This is a genomic window from Sphaerisporangium rhizosphaerae (genome assembly GCF_042665155.1).
GTDB classification, from domain to species: Bacteria; Actinomycetota; Actinomycetes; order Streptosporangiales; family Streptosporangiaceae; genus Sphaerisporangium; species Sphaerisporangium rhizosphaerae.
The window spans coordinates 94,652-112,933 of record NZ_JBHTCG010000032.1 but is presented as its reverse complement, the minus strand read 5'-3'; the positions used below and the strand labels follow the sequence as shown (position 1 = coordinate 112,933).

Below are 18,282 nucleotides of genomic sequence, written 5' to 3'. Positions count from 1 at the left end.
GTTGCGGCCGTCCGCCGCCGCGACGACCTCGCCGAGCGGCTCGCCGCCGCCGCACCCGACCTGCTGGACGCCTTCGCCGCCCTGCCGACCGCCCTTGTCGCCGGCTGTCGATCGGGGGATGCCGGCGCCAGACCACCGGTGGAACAGACGCGGCGGACGACATCTGGAGCCTCCGACGCCGATACCGGGGCCGACACCGGGCTCGACACCGGGGCCGACACCGACGCCGATACCGACGCCGATACCGGGCCCGACGCCGATGCAGGGGTCGACCTGTCGGCCGGGGGAGTGCCTCTTGGGGCGGCCCAGGCTTGGGTGGGGCCGCTGGAGGAGGTGGCGCGGGGGGCGATCTCCTCGACGGAGTTCGCGGAGGGCGCGGCCGCGGTGGAAGAGGTCGTGCGCGATCTGCGCGACCGGCTCGCCGCGCTCGAACGGGCGCACCGCGACGAGCTGGCCGGGCTGGAGCTCCGCCGGGCCGACGAGGCCCGGTTCGAGGAGACCCGCGCCGCGCTGCGCGCCCTCGACGAGGTGCTCGCCGAGCTGGCCGAGCGCGAAGCGGCCCTGGCCGACGCGCGGGCCGGGCTTCCCGGCCGCCTGGAAGAGGCGTCGGGACGGCTCGCCGAGGCCCAGGCCGAGGCGGCGCTGGTTCCGGCGGCCGCTTCCGCCTGCGAGGCCGCCGCGGTCGTGCTGGAGCAGGCGTCGCGCCGCGACGCGCTCACGGCCGAGCTGGAGGCTGCCGAGGGCGAGCGGCGCCGGGCCACCGACGAGGCGCAGGAGCTGCGCGACCGTCTCCAGCAGATCAGGCAGGCCCGCATCGACGGCATGGCGGCCGAGTTGGCGCGCGGCCTGCTCCCCGGTGAGCCGTGCGCGGTGTGCGGCTCCGCCGACCATCCCGCGCCCGCGTCGCCGGCCCTGTCCACGCCGACACTCGACGACGAACAGGCGGCCCAGGCGCAGTCCGACGCCGCGCAGGAGACCCGCCAGGCGGCCGAGGGCAGGGCCGCGGTGCTGTCCGCGCGGCTCCAGGACGCCACCCTCCGCGCCGGCGGCCGGCCGGTCGGCGCGGCGCTGGCGGCGCGCGACGAGGCCGATGCCGAACTGGCCCGTCTTGCGTCGATCGCCGATCAGGTTCCCGGCATCGAGGCGCGGGTCCGTGGCCTCCAGGACGAGCTGGACGCGGTCACCGGCCGGGCCCGCGAGCTCGACGTCATGATCGCCGAGCGGCGCGCCGGCCAGGCCGGGCTGCGACGCGAGCTCGACCGTCTGGGGGAGCTCCTCGCCGCCGCGCGCGGCGGCGACGACAGCGTGGGCGCCCGTCGCGACCGCGTCACCACCGAGACCGCACTGCTGGCCGCCGCCGTCCAGGCCGCCGCAGGAGTCGCCGAGGCGGCCACCGCCTGCACCGAGGCCCGCGCCGCCGTCTCCCGCGCCTTGTCCGAACGCGCCGGCGAGGGGGCGCCGGCCGAAGGCGAGGTGAGCGCGGCCGCGGCCGAGGAGATGCTGCGCGAGGCCGAGGCGGCGCTGGCTCGGCTGCGGGAGGCGGCCGAGGGGGAGGCCGCGCTGGTCGAAGAGCTGACCGGTGTCGAGGAGCAGCTCGCCAAGCTCGGTGAGAGCCTCACGCGCTTCGGGCTTGAGATCGTCGCGGAGCGCGCGGCCGGGAGGACCGCGGCCGCCGACGCCGAGCGGCTGGCGGCCCGGCTGGCCGAGGCCAAGGGCGAGGACGCCACGCTCGCCGCTCGCGTCGACCGGCTCGCCGACGAGGCCGAGCTGCTGCGGGAGGCCGTGGACACCGCTCGCGTCGCCCTCACCGAAAGCGCCGAACGGGACGCCGCGGTGGCACGCGCCGAGAGCGCCGCCGCGGACGCCGACTTCGCGCGCCTCGCCGACGTGCGGGCGGCCACGCGCCCGGCGGCGAGCCTCGAGTCCATGGCCGCGCGGTTGCGAGAGCTGGACGCCGAACGCGCCGCCGTGACCAGGCTTTTGGCCGATCCTGAGCTGGCGGCCGCGGCGGCCGCGCCCGCTCCCGATCTACCCGCCCTCACCGACGACTTCGAACGCGCCGAACGCGAGCACGCCTCGCGCACCTCCGCGCGCGACCAGGCCGAAGGACGGCACGACGAGCTGCTGGCGCTCACCGCGACGCTGGAAGCCGCCCTGGCCGAATGGCGTCCCGCCGAGGAGCGTTACCGCCTGGCCAAGCGCCTGGCGGAGCTGGCCGTCGGCACCTCCTCCGACAACAGGCTCGACATGCGCCTGTCGTCGTTCGTCCTCGGCGAGCGGCTGCGCCAGGTCGTGGACGCCGCCAACGAGCGGCTCGACCACATGTCCGGCGGTCGTTACAGCCTGCTGTTCGACGTGCGCAAGTCGGCGGCCGACCGCAAGCGCTCCGGCGGCGGGCTCGGCCTGCGCGTCCTGGACGGCTGGACGGGCGCCGACCGCGACCCGGTGACGCTGTCCGGCGGTGAGGCGTTCATGACCTCGCTGGCACTGGCCCTCGCGCTGGCCGATGTGGTGACCGCGGAGGCGGGCGGGGTGGAGCTCGGCACGCTCTTCATCGACGAAGGGTTCGGCACCCTGGACGACGAGACGCTCGACGGTGTCCTCGACATCCTGGACGAGCTGCGCGACGGCGGCCGGGCGGTCGGCATCGTCAGCCACGTCGGCGAGCTGCGTGCCCGCGTGCCCGCCCAGCTCAAGGTCACCAAACAGCGCTTCGGCTCGACCCTCGCGACAGTCGTCCCATCCTGACGCGGCGGTGACCGGCGCCCCGGCCCGCTGGTGACCTTCGCTCGTCAGGTGGCGTTGAGCAGGTCCAGGATCTCCAGAGGGGTGAGCAGGTAGCTGCCGATGACCAGGGCCGCGCCGGAGACCAGCAGGAACAGGAAGACGAAGAAGCCGCCCGGGAACGGGGTGAGCCGCGCGAGCTGGTCGGCGTCGGAGTCGGGCGCCCGGCCGCGCCGGCGCTTGCTCCGCAGTTCGAGGATCGGCCGTACGCCGCCGATCAGCAGGAACCACGCGACGAGCTGTGCGCCGACCGCCTGGATGTGCGCCGGGGCGAACCAGGACAGCGCGAAGACCGCTCCGCCGATCGTGAGGAGCGACACCACTCCGAAGACGTTGCGGATCATCAGCAGCATGCCGGCGAGCAGCAGCATGATGGTCCAGAGCAGGATCGTGATGTACCCGAGGGCGGTGAGCCACGCGGCGGCCAGCCCGAGCAGCGAGGGGGCGACGTACCCGGCGGCGGCCGTGCAGATCATCCCCGGCCCGGTGGGACGGCCCCGGGTCAGCGTGACCCCGGAGGTGTCGGAATGCAGGCGGATGCCCTGGAGCTTGCGCCGGGTGAGCACGGCCACCAGCGCGTGCCCTCCCTCGTGCGCGATCGTGATCAGGCCTCTGGAGATGTGCCACGACGTGGGGTACACGACCACGCCGAGGACGACGAGCGCGGCCAGGGCGGCGATCCACATGGGCGGGACCGGTTGCACGGTGGTCAGCCGTGCCCAGAGAGCGCTGAACGTCTGCAGGGTCCACCTCCATCGACCAGGCCACCGGCGGCCACGCGCGAGAACGCGCGGACATAGCCTTGCATGTCCGCCGACAGCACACGCGCACTGTCCCGCCAGAACAAGATTCGACTTGGATGATCCGCATCCCCGCCGGCCGACGGCACGGTGCGCGGCGGCGGTCGGGCGCCGTAACAGGCGCCGGCATCGCCGTACCACGACCCGCCGACCCGGCGCCGATCACTGCAGCACGTGGCCGGATGGAGGGCCGCGGCCGACGAACGTATGTGGGCACGCGCTGATCGGTGCAGCAGGTGGCCGGGTGGGGAGTCGCGGCGGACGAACGTATGTGGGCACGCGCTGATCGGTGCAGCAGGTGGCCGGGTGGAGAGTCGCGCCCGGTGAGCGTATGCGGTCACCGCGCTGGGTGGGGCCTCGCGCGGGACGGGGAGGCGGCGGGGTGAGCCGCGGGCGGTGGGGAGGCGGCGGGGTGAGCGGCGGGGTGAGCGGCGGGGATGGGGAGGCGGCGGGGTGGGCCACGGGGTTGGGGGTGCCGGGGGCCCGCGCTGATGCGCTCGGTGTCATCGGCGACCGGCTTTCGGAGGATGCCGGCGCAACGGCATCGGCGTTCGGGAAAAAGCCCTCTAAGCTGGAGGAGTGCCCTACTCCCGTACACCGGCGACGGGACCCGCCGAGCACCAGCAGGTGATCCGCGGCTTCTTCGACGCCTTCGCGCGCGGCGACACCGACGCCCTGGGACGGTGTTACCACCCGGACATCAGCTTCGGCGACCCGGTCTTCCTCGAACTGGAGGGCCGCGACCAGGTCGTCGGCATGTGGAGCATGCTCCTCGCCTCCGTAACCGACCTCAAGATCGCGGCCTGGGACGTCACGGCCGACGACCATTCCGGCGGCGCGAGCTGGTCGGCCGACTACGTCCTGCGGCGCAACGGCAGGCAGGTGGTCAACCAGGTGAGCGCGCAGTTCCGGTTCGAGGACGGGCTGATCGTCCGCCATCACGACGACTTCGACTTTCGCCACTGGTCGACGCTGGCGCTGGGCAGGCCCACCGGCGTGCTCGTCGGCTGGGCTCCGGCGCTGCGCCGCAGGGTCCGCGACAGGGCGCGCCACCGGCTCGACGAGTACCTGCGAAATGGGTCACTCATATCGGGTTAAGGTCTGACACGGGCGAGTCGACCCGGTCGTAGGTCCGCGACCGCCCCGAGCGTCCAGGGGAGGTGTCCGATGTCGGATCGTCGTGTGCGCGGGCTGAGGGATCTGATGCGCGTGCCGGTCGTGCGGGGAGGCGACCACGAGGTCGCCCCGGAGCATTCGATGGATCCCCGGCCGAAGGAGAACGACTCTCCGGCCGCGCAGCGGAGCGTCATCGACAACGCCGTCTACGTCGACGGCAGGCGGGTGGACACCCCGCCGTCCCTGGCCGAGGCGGTGACGGCCCTGCGCGCGCGGCCGGGCAGCATGGCGTGGATCGGCCTGTACCGGCCGGCCGGCTCGGAGATCCTCAAGGCCGCCGAGGAGTTCGGCCTGCACGAGCTGGCGGTCGAGGACGCCATCGTCGCCCACCAGCGGCCCAAGGCCGACCGGTACGGCGACACGCTGTTCCTGGTGCTGCGGGCCGCGCAGTACCTCGACTCGCCGGAGAAGGTCGAGTTCGGCGAGCTGCACGTGTTCGTCGGCGGCGACTTCGTGCTCACCGTGCGCCACAGCGAGGCCCCCGACCTGAGCAAGGTGCGGCGCCGGATGGAGAACGACCCCGACCTGCTGCGCCAGGGCCCGCAGGCGGTGCTGTACGCGATCCTCGACGCGGTGGTGGACGGGTACGCGCCGGTCGTGGCCGGCCTGCAGAAGGACATCGACGAGATCGAGGTGCAGGTCTTCGGCGGCGACCCGGCGGCGCCGCGGCGCATCTACGCCCTGTCGCGCGAGGTCATCGAGTTCCAGCGGGCGACCCGGCCGCTGCTGGACATGCTGAGCGGCCTCATCGCCGGCTCGCCGAAGTACGGCGTCGACGGCGAGCTGCAGCGCTACCTGCGCGACGTGGCCGACCACGCCATCACCGTCGTGGAGCGGGTGGACAACTTCCGCCAGATGCTGCAGGACATCCTCATCGTGAACTCCACCCTGGTCAGCCAGGCGCAGAACGAGGAGATGAAGAACGTCACCCAGGCGAGCTACGCGCAGAGCGAAGAGGTCAAGAAGATCTCCTCCTGGGCGGCCATCCTGTTCGCGCCCACCCTCGTCGGCACGATCTACGGGATGAACTTCACCCATATGCCCGAGCTCGGCTGGGTGTACGGCTATCCGTTCGCCGTCGCCCTCATGGGGGCGGTCTGCGCCACCCTCTACCTGGTCTTCAAGCGCCGCGACTGGCTCTGACCACCCACGCCGCGACCGGCTCTGACCGCCCGCGCCGTGATCCGGCCGGACCGGGAGGGACGAGCCGCGCATTCGGGGTAGGTCCCCGCGTATGGAGGAACGCCTGCTGGAACTGCACGCCATCGCGATGGACGAGTTCGGGCTCCGGGTGGGGATGGTCGAGGGCGACATGTGGGGGGCTCCGACCCCGTGCTCGGAGTGGACCGTCCGCGACCTGGTGAACCATCTGGTGGTCGAGCAGTTGTGGGTGCCGCCGCTGCTGGCCGGGGAGACGGTGGCCGGTGTGGGGGACCGCTTCGCCGGCGACCGGCTCGGCGAGGACCCCGTGGCCCGCTGGACCGACGCCTCCGTCGCCGCGCAGCGGGCGCTGGCCGAGCCCGGCGCGCTCGACCGGGACGTCCACCTGTCCTACGGGACGGTGAGCGCCCGGCACTACTGCATGGAGCTGACCGCTGATCTCGCCGTCCACGCCTGGGACCTGGCCCGCGCCCTCGGCGCCGACGACCGGGTGGACCCGGGGGTGATGAGCGCGGCCTACGAGCACCTGCTGCCGATGAAGGACGCGCTCGCCGGCAGCGGCATGTTCGACGAGCCCGTGCCGGTGCCCGCCGACGCCGACCCGCAGACCCGCACCCTCGCCCTCACCGGCCGCCACCCCTGAGTCGCCACCCTGAGTCGCCACGCTGGGCCGCCACCCCTGGGCCGCGGCCCGCCGGCGGAGCGCCATGTCCGCGCGGCGCGGTCGTCAGCCGAGGAGCTTGCGGGCGGCGCCCTCGATGTCGTGCTCGGACAGCAGCACGTGGGCGGCGGCGTCGCCGAGCGGGACGAAGCTGTCCCGCGAGGTCACCCGGGCGACCCGGCCGGTGTAGCCGGCGTCGGCGAGCGCGGCGAGCACCCCTTCGGAGACCCCGCCCGAGGCGCGCGTCTCGTCGGCGATCAGCACCCTGCCGGTCAGGTCGGCCGCGCGCAGCAGGTCCTCCACCGGCAGCGGCGACAGCCACCGCAGGTCGAGCACGCGGCAGCCGTACCCCTCGGCGGTGAGCCGGATCGCCGCGCGCAGGCTCATGCGCAGGCCGTTGCCGAAGGTCACGATGGTGAGGTCGCGGCCGTCGCCGTAGGAGCGGCCCCGCCCGATCGGCACGTGGGTCTCGGCCCACCGCGAGGGCGGGACGTACGCCGACAGCCAGCCGTTGTCGCCGTCGTCCATCAGGTCGCGGGTGTTGTACAGCGCGATCGGCTCGAGGAACACCGACACCTCGCCGTCGGCCAGGGCCGCGGCGACGCAGGTGCGTAGCATCGCCGCCGCGTCGTCCGGCCGGGCGGGCGAGGCGACGACCAGGCCCGGGATGTCGCGCAGCGCCGCGACGGAGTTATCGTTGTGGAAGTGGCCGCCGAACCCCTTCTGGTAGGAGTATCCGGCGACGCGCACGACCATCGGGTTGCGGTAGGCCCCCTGGGAGAAGAACCGCAGCGTGGCCGCCTCGCCCCGCAACTGGTCCAGCGCGTTGTGCAGGTAGGCCAGGTACTGGATCTCGGGGATGGGCAGCAGTCCGGAGGCCGCCGAGCCCAGGGCCAGCCCGAGGATGGACTGCTCGTCGAGCAGGGTGTCGAACACCCGGCCCGCGCCGAACCGCTTGAGCAGCCCCCGCGTCACCCCGTACACCCCGCCCTTGCGGGCGACGTCCTCCCCGAACAGCATGACCTCGGGGTGGGCGCCCATCAGGTCGGCGAGCGTGCGGTTGATGGACTGGGCGAGCGTCAGCGGGCCCTCGCGCTCGGGCAGGACGTCGCCGAACAGCGGCTCGCGGTCGGCCGCGGGCCGCGCCGCCAAGGCCGCCACCTGGGCGGGGTGGCGGGGCGCGAGCGGCTCCATCACCTCGTGCGCGGAGCTCAGCCGGGGCCGGCGGGTGCATTCGAGGGCGAGCTTCAGCACGTGCTCGCGCAGCGACTCGTAGCGCGAGGCCAGGTCGTCGGGCGTGGCCAGACCGGCCTGTACCAGCAGCCGAGCGGTGGCGACCAGCGGGTCGCGGGCGAGGTCGGCGGCGAGCTCGCGGGGCGTGCGGTAGGCGGACTCGACGTCGGAGCCGGCGTGCCCCATCAGGCGCACGGTGCGAAGGTGCAGGAAGGCCGGGGACCGGCGGGCGCGCACGTGCTCGACGGCCTGGCGGGCGGCGTCGTAGGCGTCCGGCAGGTCGCAGCCGTCGGCGGTGAAGCGCGGGATCAGCGGGTGGCCGGCCGCCTCGACCCAGCCGCCGGGGGTGCGGACGCTGATGCCGATGCCGTTGTCCTCGCAGACGAACAGGATGGGCAGCGGCAGCCCCTGGTAGGCGCAGTACGCGGCGGTGTTGAACCCGGTCAGGGCGCTGGCGTGGTTGGCGGAGGCGTCGCCGAAGCTGCACACCGCGACCGACCCGGCGGGCCAGGGCGAGCCGGCGACGCCGAGCTTGCGGGCCCGTTCGATGGCGAAGGCCACGCCGACCGCCCGGGGCAGGTGGCTGGCGATGGTCGAGGTCTGGGGGATGACCGCCAGGCCGGGGTGGCCGAACACTTTGTGGCGCCCGCCGGCGATGGGCTCCTCGGCGGCGGCGGTCAGCCCGAGCAGCACGTCGCGCAGCCCCTCCTCGGCCAGGCGGCCGGCCTGCGCGGACCTGGTGAGGTAGAACGCCCCGGAGCGGTAGTGCAGCAGCGCGGGGTCGGTGACGCGCAGGGCCGCCGCGACCGCGGCGTTGCCCTCGTGCCCGGCCGAGCCGATGGTGTAGAAGCCCTCGCCCTGCTCGCGGAGCCAGCGGGCGGCGATGTCCAGCATCCGGCTGGCGAGCTGGATCTCGAACAGGTCGCGGCACACGGCGCCGGTGAGCGTCGTGCCCGCTCGCACGGGCAGGCCCGGATCGCGGCGGTTTCCGGGGACCATCGCGGCGACCGACTCGATGAAGTGCGTCTCTACTGTGTCGCGGGCCACAAGGCCGATTATGTCGCCATGAACCGGGTCGCGTCCCGTGGCTTGCCGAGACTGGTCCGGTGTCCGAGTGGATCGGTCCATTTGACAGACGTTACTGACAGTTTGTCAGATCGACCAACCACTGCCACCTCCCGGCCGTCTACCTAGAGGAAATGACGTGGCACCCTCAAGCCGCGTTAAGGCAACGGGAAGGACGGATCCCCGTGTTACAACGCATCCGCGCCATCGTCGTGACGATGGCGTTGGGCGCCGGAGCCCTCGCTCTGGTGTCCACGCCGGCCTCGGCGACGGCACAGGCCGCGCCCACCGTGACCTCGGTGGACGTGAGCCCGAGCACGGTCGTCGTGTACGACAAGGACGGAAAGGCGGTGACCTTCAGCTTCCTGGTCGACGGGGCCACCACGGGCGGCTTCACGCTGAAGCGGCCCGACGGGTCGACCGTCGACGTCGAGGCCAAGAAGGTCGGCGACAGCGACGGCAAGCAGAAGTGGCAGGGCACCCGCACGTTCACCCGGTCGGACGCCTCCGGCAGGTGGAGCGTCACGGCCAAGGCGACCAGCGTCGTCGGAACCGGGACGGCGAGCGAGAGCTTCCGCGTCCTGCAGGTCTGGCACACCCACCTCTCGGACTTCCGCATCGGCCCCGACCCGGCCGACGAGGGTGACCGGCTGGTGGCCCGCGGGCGCCTGTCGGTCGAGCGTGCGAGCGGCTGGGACGGCTCCCGGGGCAAGAAGGTCGACCTGCTGTTCAAGGCCGACGGCTCCCGCCGCTGGAAGGTCGTCGGGCACGACTGGACCGACCGCGGCGGCCGGTTCTGGATCAGCACGGAGGCGGTCGAGTCGGGCTGGTTCCGCGCCGCGTTCGACGGCGCCCCCGGCGTCCGGGGGACGAGCAGCCGTCCGGAGCACGTGACGGTGCACAAGGTCGTCAAGCCGGCCGCCACGCGGGTCGTCCGCTTCAACGCCTCCCCCGAGCCGGTGAAGTACGGCAGGTACCTCACCAACCGGGGCACGCTGCAGGTGTGGGACGGCGACCACTGGACGGCTTATGACCACACGAAGGTCGCGCTGTACTTCAAGCGGGCCCACCACTCCAAGTGGGAGTACGTCAAGACGGTCGGCACCAACGGCGCCGGCGCCTTCTCCACCAAGGTGAAGGCCTGGCACTCCGGCTACTGGAAGGTCGTCTTCAAGGGCGGCGATGACACCAAGTCGTCGACCAGCAAGGCCGACTACGTGAAGGTGAAGCGGTAGCACCAGCGGTCGGGGCGATCGCCGGAAACGGTGATCGCCCGCGACGGCGATCGCCGGGAGACGGCGATCATCTGAGATGACGACGGCCCGGGAGCCCTGCTCCCGGGCCGTCCGCGTCCCGCCTGCCGCCCGGAGTGCGTGCGCTCGGTCCGTGCGGTCGGTCCGTGCGGTCAGTCCGTGCGGCGGAACTGGGCGATGGCGACGCCGAGCAGCGCGGCGCCCATCAGCGCGACGATCGCGAGCTCGACGCCGGTGGTGACCCGCCAGCCGAACCAGTGGACGCCCGGGTTGAGCGCCTCGACGGCCCGGGGGCTCACGTTCAGGTGGCTGAAGACGGCGTGGCGCATCGGGTCGACCGCGTAGGTCAGCGGGTTGATCTTGGTGAGCACGGCCAGCCACGCCGGCAGGTTGGCCAGCGGGAACATCGCGCCGGACAGGAAGATCATCGGCATGATCGCCATCTGCATGATCCCGAAGAAGGACTGCATGTTCTTCATCCGGGCGGCCAGGCTCACGCCGAACGCGGTGATGGTGAAGGAGGCCAGGAACATCTCGCCGAGCAGGGTGAGGATCAGCGCGGGGGAGTAGGGGACGTGCACCAGGCCCGCGAGGGCCAGGATGATGACGCCCTGCGCGGTCGCCACGATGCCGCCGCCCAGGCACTTGCCGATCACGATGGACGCGCGGCTCACCGGGGCGACCAGCATCTCGCGCAGGAAGCCGAACTCGCGGTCCCACACGATGGAACCGGCCGAGAACATCGCCGTCGTGATCACCGTCATCGCGATCACGCCGGGGTAGATGAAGGTGCGGAAGTCGACCCCTTCGCCCGGTCCCCGCGAGACCAGCGTGCTGAGGCCGGTGCCCATGACGAACAGCCACAGCACGGGCTGCACGAGCGTGGACACCATGCGGGTGCGGTCGTTGACGAACCGCAGCATCTCGCGGTGCAGGACGATCCTGACCGCGCGCAGGTCGTGCCGCACGCTGCGCCCGGGGACGCGCACGCGGACCACTCCGGGAGCGGTGACGCCTGTGGTCATCGGTTACCTCCTCGCCATCGCGCGCATCCACGTCGACGCGCCGCCGCCCTCGGCCTCGGCGTCGCGGATCGTGGAGCCGGTGTAGTTCATGAAGACGTCGTCGAGCGAGGGCCGCGACACGTTGACCGAGCGGATCGGCACGCCCAGCTCGGCGAACAGGCGGGGCACGAACGCCTCGCCGGAGGCGACGGCGAAGGTCACCACGCCCTCCCGCAGGGCGGCGTCCAGCTCGAAGCGCTCCTTCAGCGAGGTGATCGCGAGCTCGTCGTCGGCGGTGTGGATCTGGACGCGGTCCTTGCCGACGCTGGCCTTGAGCGCCTCGGGGGAGTCGACCACGACGATCTCGCCGTGGTCGATGATCGCGATGCGGTCGCAGTACTCCGCCTCGTCCATGTAGTGCGTGGTCATGAAGATGGTGATGTCCTCGGTGCGCCGCAGCCGGTTGATGTAGCCCCAGATGGCCGAGCGGGTCTGCGGGTCCAGCCCGACGGTCGGTTCGTCCAGGAACAGCACCCGGGGGGAGTGCAGCAGGCCGCGGGCGATCTCCAGGCGGCGCTTCATGCCGCCGGAGAAGGTGTTGACCTTGGCGTCCTTGCGGTCCCAGAGCGCGACCATCTCCATGACCTGCCTGATGCGCTCGGCGACCGCCTCGCGCGGCACCCCGTACAGCTCGGCGTGGAAGCGCAGGTTCTGCTCGGCCGTCAGGTAGCCGTCCAGCGTCGGGTCCTGGAAGACCAGCCCGATGTTGCGCCGGACCTCGTCGCGTTCCCTGACCACGTCGTGCCCGGCCACCGACGCCTGTCCGCCGGTCGGGCGGGCCAGCGTGCACAGCATGCTGATCGTGGTGGTCTTGCCGGCGCCGTTCGGCCCGAGGAACCCGAACACCTCGCCGGGCCGCACCTCGAAGTCGACGCCCTTCACGGCCTCGAAGTCGCCGTAACTCTTGCGCAGCCCCCGTACGGCGACGGCGGGCTCCTCGCTTGTCGTCATCGTTCCGTCTCCTCCTCGTCACCGTCGTCGGCGAGGATCGCGAACACCGACCGCCTGGTGCTCTTGAGCAGCTCGCGCGCCGCCGCCACCTGCCGGGGGCTGGCGACCTGGGCGAGCTGGCCGAACGCCTCGCCGAGCCGCCCCCACAGCATCCGCAGTTCCATCATGTCCTCGGGCAGCGTCCGCGCCACCTCCGACCAGGGATCGCCGAGGGCGCGGGCGTCCAGGTGCCGGCGTCCGTCCTCGGTCAGGGCGTAGGTGCGGCTGCCGCCGGACTCCTCGCCGGTGATCAGCCCCTCGTCCTCCAGCTGCTGCAGGGCGGGGTACACCGATCCGGGGCTCGGCCGCCAGACTCCCTGGCTGCGGTGCTGGATCTCCTGGATCATCTGGTACCCGTTGCGGGCCCCCTCGCCCAGCAGGGACAGCAGGGCGGCCCGTACGTCGCCGCGCCGCACCCGCGGCGGGAAGTGCGGCCCGTCGGGCAGGCTCCGGGAACCCGCGAAGTTCCAAGCGTCCATCTCACCGATCTTCCAACTATCGAGATACGTTAACGATATATCTAGATAGTTGACGAGACAAGCCCCAATTCGGACATGGGGGAGGTTACGGCGCGCCGTGTAGGGCGGGCGTATGGCGGCGCGGCGGGACCGCCGGCCGGGTGGATGGGAGTTAGCGCCCGTTAACGAGGCCGGCCAGGGCGGCGCGGGCCATGTCGTGCAGGAGGGCGGCCATGGCGTCGCGGGGCAGTTCCCCGGCGCTGTGCGGGGTGGAGTTCAGCAGCCCGAACACCGCGTGCGTGGCGGCGCGCAGCCGCGGCGGCGGCACCCGGGGGTACAGCTCGCTCAGCACCGTCACCCACTCCTCGACGTAGAGCCGCTGCAGCCGCCGGATGCGGCGCCGCTCGGGCTCGGGGACGTTGCCGAGCTCGCGGTCGTGCACGGTGATCAGCGCCGGATGGTCGAGCGCGAACTCGATCTGCCCGCTGAGCAGGGCGTCCAGGGCCTCTCGCCCGTCGGCGGCCCGGGTGGCGCGTTCCACGGCCGAGGTGCGCAGCCGCTCGCTGATGTCCAGGAGCATCTCGGCCAGCAGCGACTCCTTGCCGCTGAAGTGGCGGTAGAGCGCCGGCCCCGAGATGCCGACCGCCCCGCCGATCTCCTCGATCGACACCCCGTGGAAGCCCCGGGCCGCGAAGAGCGCGGCCGCCGCGTCGAGGATTTCCCTGCGGCGAGGGCTCGGAACGCGGGTAGGACTCGGCACAGCGGTCATAAAGCGCAATGGTAGACGAATCAGTTAATGGTGACTAACATCCGAGGCGGTGTTAGCGGACGTTAACCCAGGGAGGTGCGTGCGACCATGGCCCCTGTGCTCCGGACGACGGCGGGTCCGGGCGGCGAGGAGTTCAAGCGCAACGCGGAGGTCAACGAGCGCCTGGCCGCCGAGCTGCGCGAGCGCCTGGCCGTCGCGGCCCTGGGCGGTCCCGAGCGGTCCCGGGCCCGGCACGTCGAGCGCGGGAAGCTGCTGCCGCGCGACCGCGTCGGCACGCTGCTCGATCCCGGCTCACGCTTCCTTGAGCTGTCCCCGCTCGCCGCCACCGGCCTGTACGGAGACGAGGCGCCGGCGGCGGGCATCATCACCGGCGTCGGACGGGTCTCCGGCCGCGAGTGCGTGGTCGTCGCCAACGACGCCACCGTCAAGGGCGGCACCTACTACCCGATCACCGTCAAGAAGCACCTGCGCGCCCAGGAGGTCGCCCTCCACAACCACCTGCCGTGCGTCTATCTCGTCGACTCCGGCGGCGCGTTCCTGCCCCTGCAGGACGAGGTGTTCCCCGACCGCGAGCACTTCGGGCGCATCTTCTACAACCAGGCGACCATGTCCCGGCGCGGCATTCCGCAGATCGCCGCCGTCCTCGGCTCCTGCACCGCCGGCGGCGCGTACGTGCCGGCCATGAGCGACGAGGCCGTCATCGTGCGCGGCCAGGGAACGATCTTCCTCGGCGGGCCGCCGCTGGTGAAGGCCGCCACCGGCGAGGAGGTCACCGCCGAGGAGCTCGGCGGCGGCGAGGTGCACTCCCGGGTCAGCGGGGTCACCGACCACCTCGCCGACGACGACTCCCACGCGCTCGCCATCGTCCGCGACATCGTCGCCACCCTGCGCCCGGCCGGCCCGGCCCCCTGGGAGCGGGCGCGGGCGGAGGAGCCGGCGCACGACCCCCGCGACCTGTACGGCATCGTGCCCGCCGACACCCGCACCCCCTACGACGTCCGCGAGGTGATCGCCCGCGTCGTCGACGGCAGCCGGTTCCTCGAGTTCAAGGCCGAGTACGGCCCCACGCTGGTCACCGGCTTCGCGCACGTCCACGGCCACCCGGTGGGCATCGTGGCCAACAACGGCATCCTGTTCGCCGAGTCGGCGCTCAAGGGCGCCCACTTCATCGAGCTGTGCGACCAGCGCGCCATCCCGCTGGTGTTCCTGCAGAACATCAGCGGCTTCATGGTCGGCAAGGCCTACGAGCACGGCGGCATCGCCAAGCACGGCGCCAAGATGGTCACCGCCGTCTCCTGCGCCCGGGTGCCGAAGTTCACCGTCGTCATCGGCGGGTCCTTCGGCGCCGGCAACTACGCGATGGCCGGCCGGGCCTACGGGCCGCGCTTCCTGTGGATGTGGCCGAACGCCCGCATCTCGGTCATGGGCGGCGAACAGGCGGCCAACGTCCTGGCGACCGTCCGGCCCGGCGGCGACGCCGGCGAGGAGGCGGAGTTCAAGCGGGCGATCCGCGAGCGGTACGAGGAGCAGGGCAACCCCTACTACTCCACCGCGCGCCTGTGGGACGACGGCGTGATCGACCCGGCCGACACCCGCACCGTCCTCGGGCTGGCCCTCTCGGCGGCGTCCAACGCCCCCCTCGACCCCATCGGCTACGGCGTCTTCCGGATGTGACCATGACCTCGATGTTCGACACCGTTCTGGTCGCCAACCGCGGCGAGATCGCGCTGCGCGTCATCCGGACGCTGCGCCGGCTCGGCGTGCGGTCGGTGGCGGTGTACAGCGACGCAGACGCGGGCGCCCCGCACGTCCGCGCCGCCGACGCCGCCGTCCGCCTGCCCTCGGGCTACCTCGCCGTCGAGGAGGTCCTGGCGGCGGCCGGGCGCACCGGCGCGCAGGCGGTGCACCCCGGCTACGGGTTCCTCGCCGAGAGCACCGCCTTCGCCCGGCGCTGCGCCGAGGAGGGCGTCGTCTTCGTCGGCCCGCCCGCCGAGGCCGTCGAGGCCATGGGCGACAAGATCAGGGCCAAGGCCACGGTGGCCGCCGCCGGGGTCCCCGTGGTCCCGGGCGGCGCCGAGCCGGACGACCTGACCGAGGCCGCCCTGCGCATCGGCTTCCCCGTGCTGGTCAAGCCGTCGGCGGGCGGCGGCGGCAAGGGCATGCTGGTCGCCCGCTCGGCCGCGGAGCTGCCGCAGGCCCTGGAATCGGCCCGCCGCACGGCCGCCGCCGCGTTCGGCGACGCCACCCTGCTCGTCGAGCGGTACATCGCCGGGCCCCGGCACATCGAGATCCAGGTGCTCGCCGACGCGCACGGCAACGTGGTCCACCTCGGCGAGCGCGAGTGCAGCCTGCAACGCCGGCACCAGAAGATCATCGAGGAGGCGCCGTCCCCCCTGCTGGATGAGGAGACCCGGCGCAGGATGGGCGAGGACGCCGTGCGCGCCGCCCGCTCGGTCGGATACGTCGGCGCCGGCACCGTCGAGTTCATCGTCGCCGGAGACGAGCCGGGGCACCCGGCCTACTTCATCGAGATGAACACCCGCCTGCAGGTGGAGCACCCGGTCACCGAGCTGGTCACCGGCCTGGACCTGGTGGAGCTGCAACTGCGCGTCGCCGCCGGCGAGCCGCTGCCGTTCGCCCAGGAGGAGGTGCGGCTGCGTGGCCACGCCGTCGAGGCCCGCGTGTACGCCGAGGACCCGGCCCGTGACTTCCTGCCCACCGGCGGCACGGTCCTCGCCCTGGCCGAGCCCGGCGACCGGCCCGACGTGCGCGTGGACTCCGGTCTTCGGCCCGGCACGGTCGTCGGCAGCGACTACGACCCGATGCTCTCCAAGATCATCGCCTGGGCGCCGGACCGGGGAGAGGCCCTGCGGCGGCTGGACGCGGCGCTGCGCGCTACCACAGTTCTCGGCGTCACCACCAACATCGCCTTCCTGCGCGCCCTGCTCGCCGACCCCGACGTCGCCGCGGGCCGCCTGAGCACCGGGCTGATCGACCAGCGGCTCGGCGCCCTCCTCGACGCCGCCCAGGGCGGCGGACCCGTCGGGGTGAGCTCCCTCTCGGCGGGTTCCCCCGCGAAGGGCTCCGTCTCGGCGGGTTCCCCCGCGAAGGGCGTTCCGGATGGCCAGGTCGCCGGCGGCCGCGCGCCGGGCGGCGCGCCGCCGGGCGAGGTGCTCGCCGCGGCCGCCCTGGTGCTGCACGACGAGCTGGCCCGGCGCGCCGGGGACGACCCGTGGGAGGTGCCCGACGGCTGGCGCGTCGGCGAGCCCGCCTGGACGACCTGGCTGCTCGCGGCGCGCGGCGAGACGGCCGCCGTCCGCGTGCGCGGCCTGCCCGCCCGCGGGTGCGAGGTCGCCGTCGCGGACGGCGCGGCCGTGCGAGCGCGGCTCGCGCGGGACGGCGACGCCGACCGGGTGACCATGGACGGCGTGACCTCCCGCTTCGCCTGCGCCCTCGACGGCGGCGTCGTCTGGCTCGGCCGCGACGGCCGGTCCTGGGCGCTCACGCCGCACGAGGCGGGGGAGCGCGGCGCCGGCGCCGGGCCGGGCGGCGCGGGCGACGGGGTGGTGCGCAGCCCCATGCCGGGCACCGTCCTGCTGGTCAAGGTCGTCCCCGGCGAGCAGGTCACCGAGGGGCAGCCGCTGGTGATCGTCGAGGCGATGAAGATGGAGCACACCGTCACCGCCCCCGCCGACGGCATCGTCGCCGAACTGGCCGTGCGCGCCGGCCGTCCGGTCGACATGGACGCGGTCCTCGCCGTCATCCGCCCCGCGCCCGCCGACCCGGCGGGCGCCCCGGCCGCCGAGGAGGGATCATGATGCGCGCACCGTTCCGGGCGCCCTTGGAGGGACTGCCCGCCCGGGTGACGATCTACGAGGTCGGGCCCAGGGACGGCCTGCAGAACGAGGACACCGTCCTGCCGGCCGCGACCAAGGCCGAGTTCGTTGCCCGGCTCGCCCGGGCCGGTCTGACCACCATCGAGACGACCAGCTTCGTCCACCCCAAGTGGGTGCCCCAGCTCGCCGACGCCGAGGAGCTGCTCGGACGCCTCGACCGCGTGCCCGGCGTCCGCTACCCGGTGCTGGTGCCCAACGAGCGCGGCCTGGACCGCGCCCTCGCCCTCGGCGTCACCGACATCGCCGTCTTCGGCAGCGCCACCGAGTCCTTCGCCCGGCGCAACCTCAACCGGAGCGTGGAGGAGTCGATGGCGATGTTCGCCCCCGTGGTCGAGCGCGCCCGCGCCGGCGGGCTGGACGTCCGGGCCTACCTGTCGATGTGCTTCGGCGACCCGTGGGAGGGACCGGTGCCGATCGAGCAGGTCGTGCGGCACGGCCGTCGGCTGCTGGAGCTGGGCTGCACGCAACTGTCCCTCGGCGACACCATCGGCGTCGGCACCCCCGGCCACGTCACCGCCCTGCTGCGCGCCTTCGCCGACGCGGGCGTCGGCCCCGAGCGGCTCGCCGTGCACTTCCACGACACCTACGGCCAGGCCCTGGCCAACACCCTGGCCGCGCTGCGCGCCGGGGTGAGCGTCGTGGACGCCTCGGCCGGCGGCATCGGCGGCTGCCCGTACGCGGAGAGCGCCACCGGCAACCTGGCCACCGAGGACCTGGTCTGGATGCTGTCCGGCCTCGGCGTCGAGACCGGCGTCGACCTCGCATCGCTGGTGGAGACCAGCGCGTGGCTGGCCGGGGAGCTCGGCCGCCCGAGCCCCTCCCGAGTCGTCCAGGCCCTGGCCGCCGGGCCCGCCACCACGCGGGCCGGCGCGCCGGAGGCCGGCCAGGCCGCCGGACCCCCGGCGGAGCGACCCTCCGAGCCGGCCACGGGGAGACCCCCCGGGCCGCCGGCCCCAGAACAGGAGTGAAGAG

At 73.4% G+C, this 18,282-nt stretch carries 14 protein-coding genes; 8 read left to right on the top strand and 6 right to left on the bottom strand.

Going from position 1 to position 18,282, the window contains the following annotated elements; all coding sequences use genetic code 11:
* Nucleotides 1-2,748 (top strand): SbcC/MukB-like Walker B domain-containing protein (locus ACFQSB_RS32650; protein ID WP_380830686.1); only part of this gene is annotated, 2,748 nt, incomplete at its 5' end.
* Nucleotides 2,749-2,792: 44 nt separating this feature from the next.
* On the opposite strand, the gene ACFQSB_RS32645 is transcribed toward ACFQSB_RS32650, so the two are convergent.
* Entirely contained in the window at nt 2,793-3,470 is a 678-nt protein-coding gene (locus ACFQSB_RS32645; RefSeq protein WP_380830689.1) for a M50 family metallopeptidase, read from the bottom strand.
* A gap of 693 nt (nt 3,471-4,163) precedes the next feature.
* On the opposite strand from ACFQSB_RS32645, the gene ACFQSB_RS32640 reads away from it, so the two are divergent.
* From ACFQSB_RS32640 to ACFQSB_RS32630, 3 genes are all read left to right on the top strand, one after another.
* Nucleotides 4,164-4,682 (top strand): nuclear transport factor 2 family protein, encoded by a 519-nt coding sequence (locus tag ACFQSB_RS32640; RefSeq protein ID WP_380830685.1) that lies wholly within the window; start codon nt 4,164-4,166, stop codon nt 4,680-4,682.
* A 69-nt stretch (nt 4,683-4,751) separates the two neighbouring features.
* Nucleotides 4,752-5,903, top strand: a complete 1,152-nt coding sequence (locus ACFQSB_RS32635) for a magnesium and cobalt transport protein CorA (RefSeq protein WP_380830684.1) — start codon at nt 4,752-4,754, stop codon at nt 5,901-5,903.
* A 91-nt stretch (nt 5,904-5,994) separates the two neighbouring features.
* Nucleotides 5,995-6,564, top strand: a complete 570-nt coding sequence (locus tag ACFQSB_RS32630) for a TIGR03086 family metal-binding protein (protein ID WP_380830683.1) — start codon at nt 5,995-5,997, stop codon at nt 6,562-6,564.
* 84 nt (nt 6,565-6,648) lie between these two features.
* Here ACFQSB_RS32630 and ACFQSB_RS32625 read toward each other — a convergent pair whose 3' ends face one another.
* Nucleotides 6,649-8,862 (bottom strand): thiamine pyrophosphate-dependent enzyme, encoded by a 2,214-nt coding sequence (locus tag ACFQSB_RS32625; RefSeq protein WP_380830682.1) that lies wholly within the window; start codon nt 8,860-8,862, stop codon nt 6,649-6,651.
* A 203-nt stretch (nt 8,863-9,065) separates the two neighbouring features.
* On the opposite strand from ACFQSB_RS32625, the gene ACFQSB_RS32620 reads away from it, so the two are divergent.
* Nucleotides 9,066-10,115 (top strand): hypothetical protein, encoded by a 1,050-nt coding sequence (locus ACFQSB_RS32620; RefSeq protein WP_380830681.1) that lies wholly within the window; start codon nt 9,066-9,068, stop codon nt 10,113-10,115.
* A 170-nt stretch (nt 10,116-10,285) separates the two neighbouring features.
* On the opposite strand, the gene ACFQSB_RS32615 is transcribed toward ACFQSB_RS32620, so the two are convergent.
* The 4 genes from ACFQSB_RS32615 to ACFQSB_RS32600 all read right to left on the bottom strand — a co-directional run bounded on the left by ACFQSB_RS32615 (nt 10,286) and on the right by ACFQSB_RS32600 (nt 13,414).
* Complete coding sequence (locus ACFQSB_RS32615; protein ID WP_380830680.1) at nt 10,286-11,158, bottom strand: ABC transporter permease; 873 nt, start codon at nt 11,156-11,158, stop codon at nt 10,286-10,288.
* A 3-nt stretch (nt 11,159-11,161) separates the two neighbouring features.
* Nucleotides 11,162-12,148: an ATP-binding cassette domain-containing protein gene (locus ACFQSB_RS32610; protein ID WP_354839417.1), complete on the bottom strand. Its 987-nt coding sequence runs from the start codon at nt 12,146-12,148 to the stop codon at nt 11,162-11,164.
* Nucleotides 12,145-12,666, bottom strand: a complete 522-nt coding sequence (locus ACFQSB_RS32605) for a PadR family transcriptional regulator (protein WP_354839420.1) — start codon at nt 12,664-12,666, stop codon at nt 12,145-12,147. The genes ACFQSB_RS32610 and ACFQSB_RS32605 overlap by 4 nt, the downstream gene beginning before the upstream one ends.
* Nucleotides 12,667-12,817: 151 nt before the next feature.
* Complete coding sequence (locus ACFQSB_RS32600; protein ID WP_354839422.1) at nt 12,818-13,414, bottom strand: SACE_7040 family transcriptional regulator; 597 nt, start codon at nt 13,412-13,414, stop codon at nt 12,818-12,820.
* Between the two features lie 87 nt (nt 13,415-13,501).
* Between ACFQSB_RS32600 and ACFQSB_RS32595 the strand changes: the two genes are divergently transcribed.
* From ACFQSB_RS32595 to ACFQSB_RS32585, 3 genes are read left to right on the top strand one after another with little or no spacing between them, the layout of a single operon-like run.
* Nucleotides 13,502-15,088, top strand: coding sequence for a carboxyl transferase domain-containing protein (locus ACFQSB_RS32595; RefSeq protein ID WP_380830679.1), 1,587 nt, complete (start codon nt 13,502-13,504; stop codon nt 15,086-15,088).
* Between the two features lie 11 nt (nt 15,089-15,099).
* Complete coding sequence (locus tag ACFQSB_RS32590) at nt 15,100-17,232, top strand: acetyl/propionyl/methylcrotonyl-CoA carboxylase subunit alpha (protein ID WP_380830678.1); 2,133 nt, start codon at nt 15,100-15,102, stop codon at nt 17,230-17,232.
* Entirely contained in the window at nt 17,229-18,278 is a 1,050-nt protein-coding gene (locus ACFQSB_RS32585; RefSeq protein WP_380830677.1) for a hydroxymethylglutaryl-CoA lyase, read from the top strand. Before ACFQSB_RS32590 ends, ACFQSB_RS32585 begins: the two co-directional genes overlap by 4 nt.
* Nucleotides 18,279-18,282: the final 4 nt, after the last annotated feature.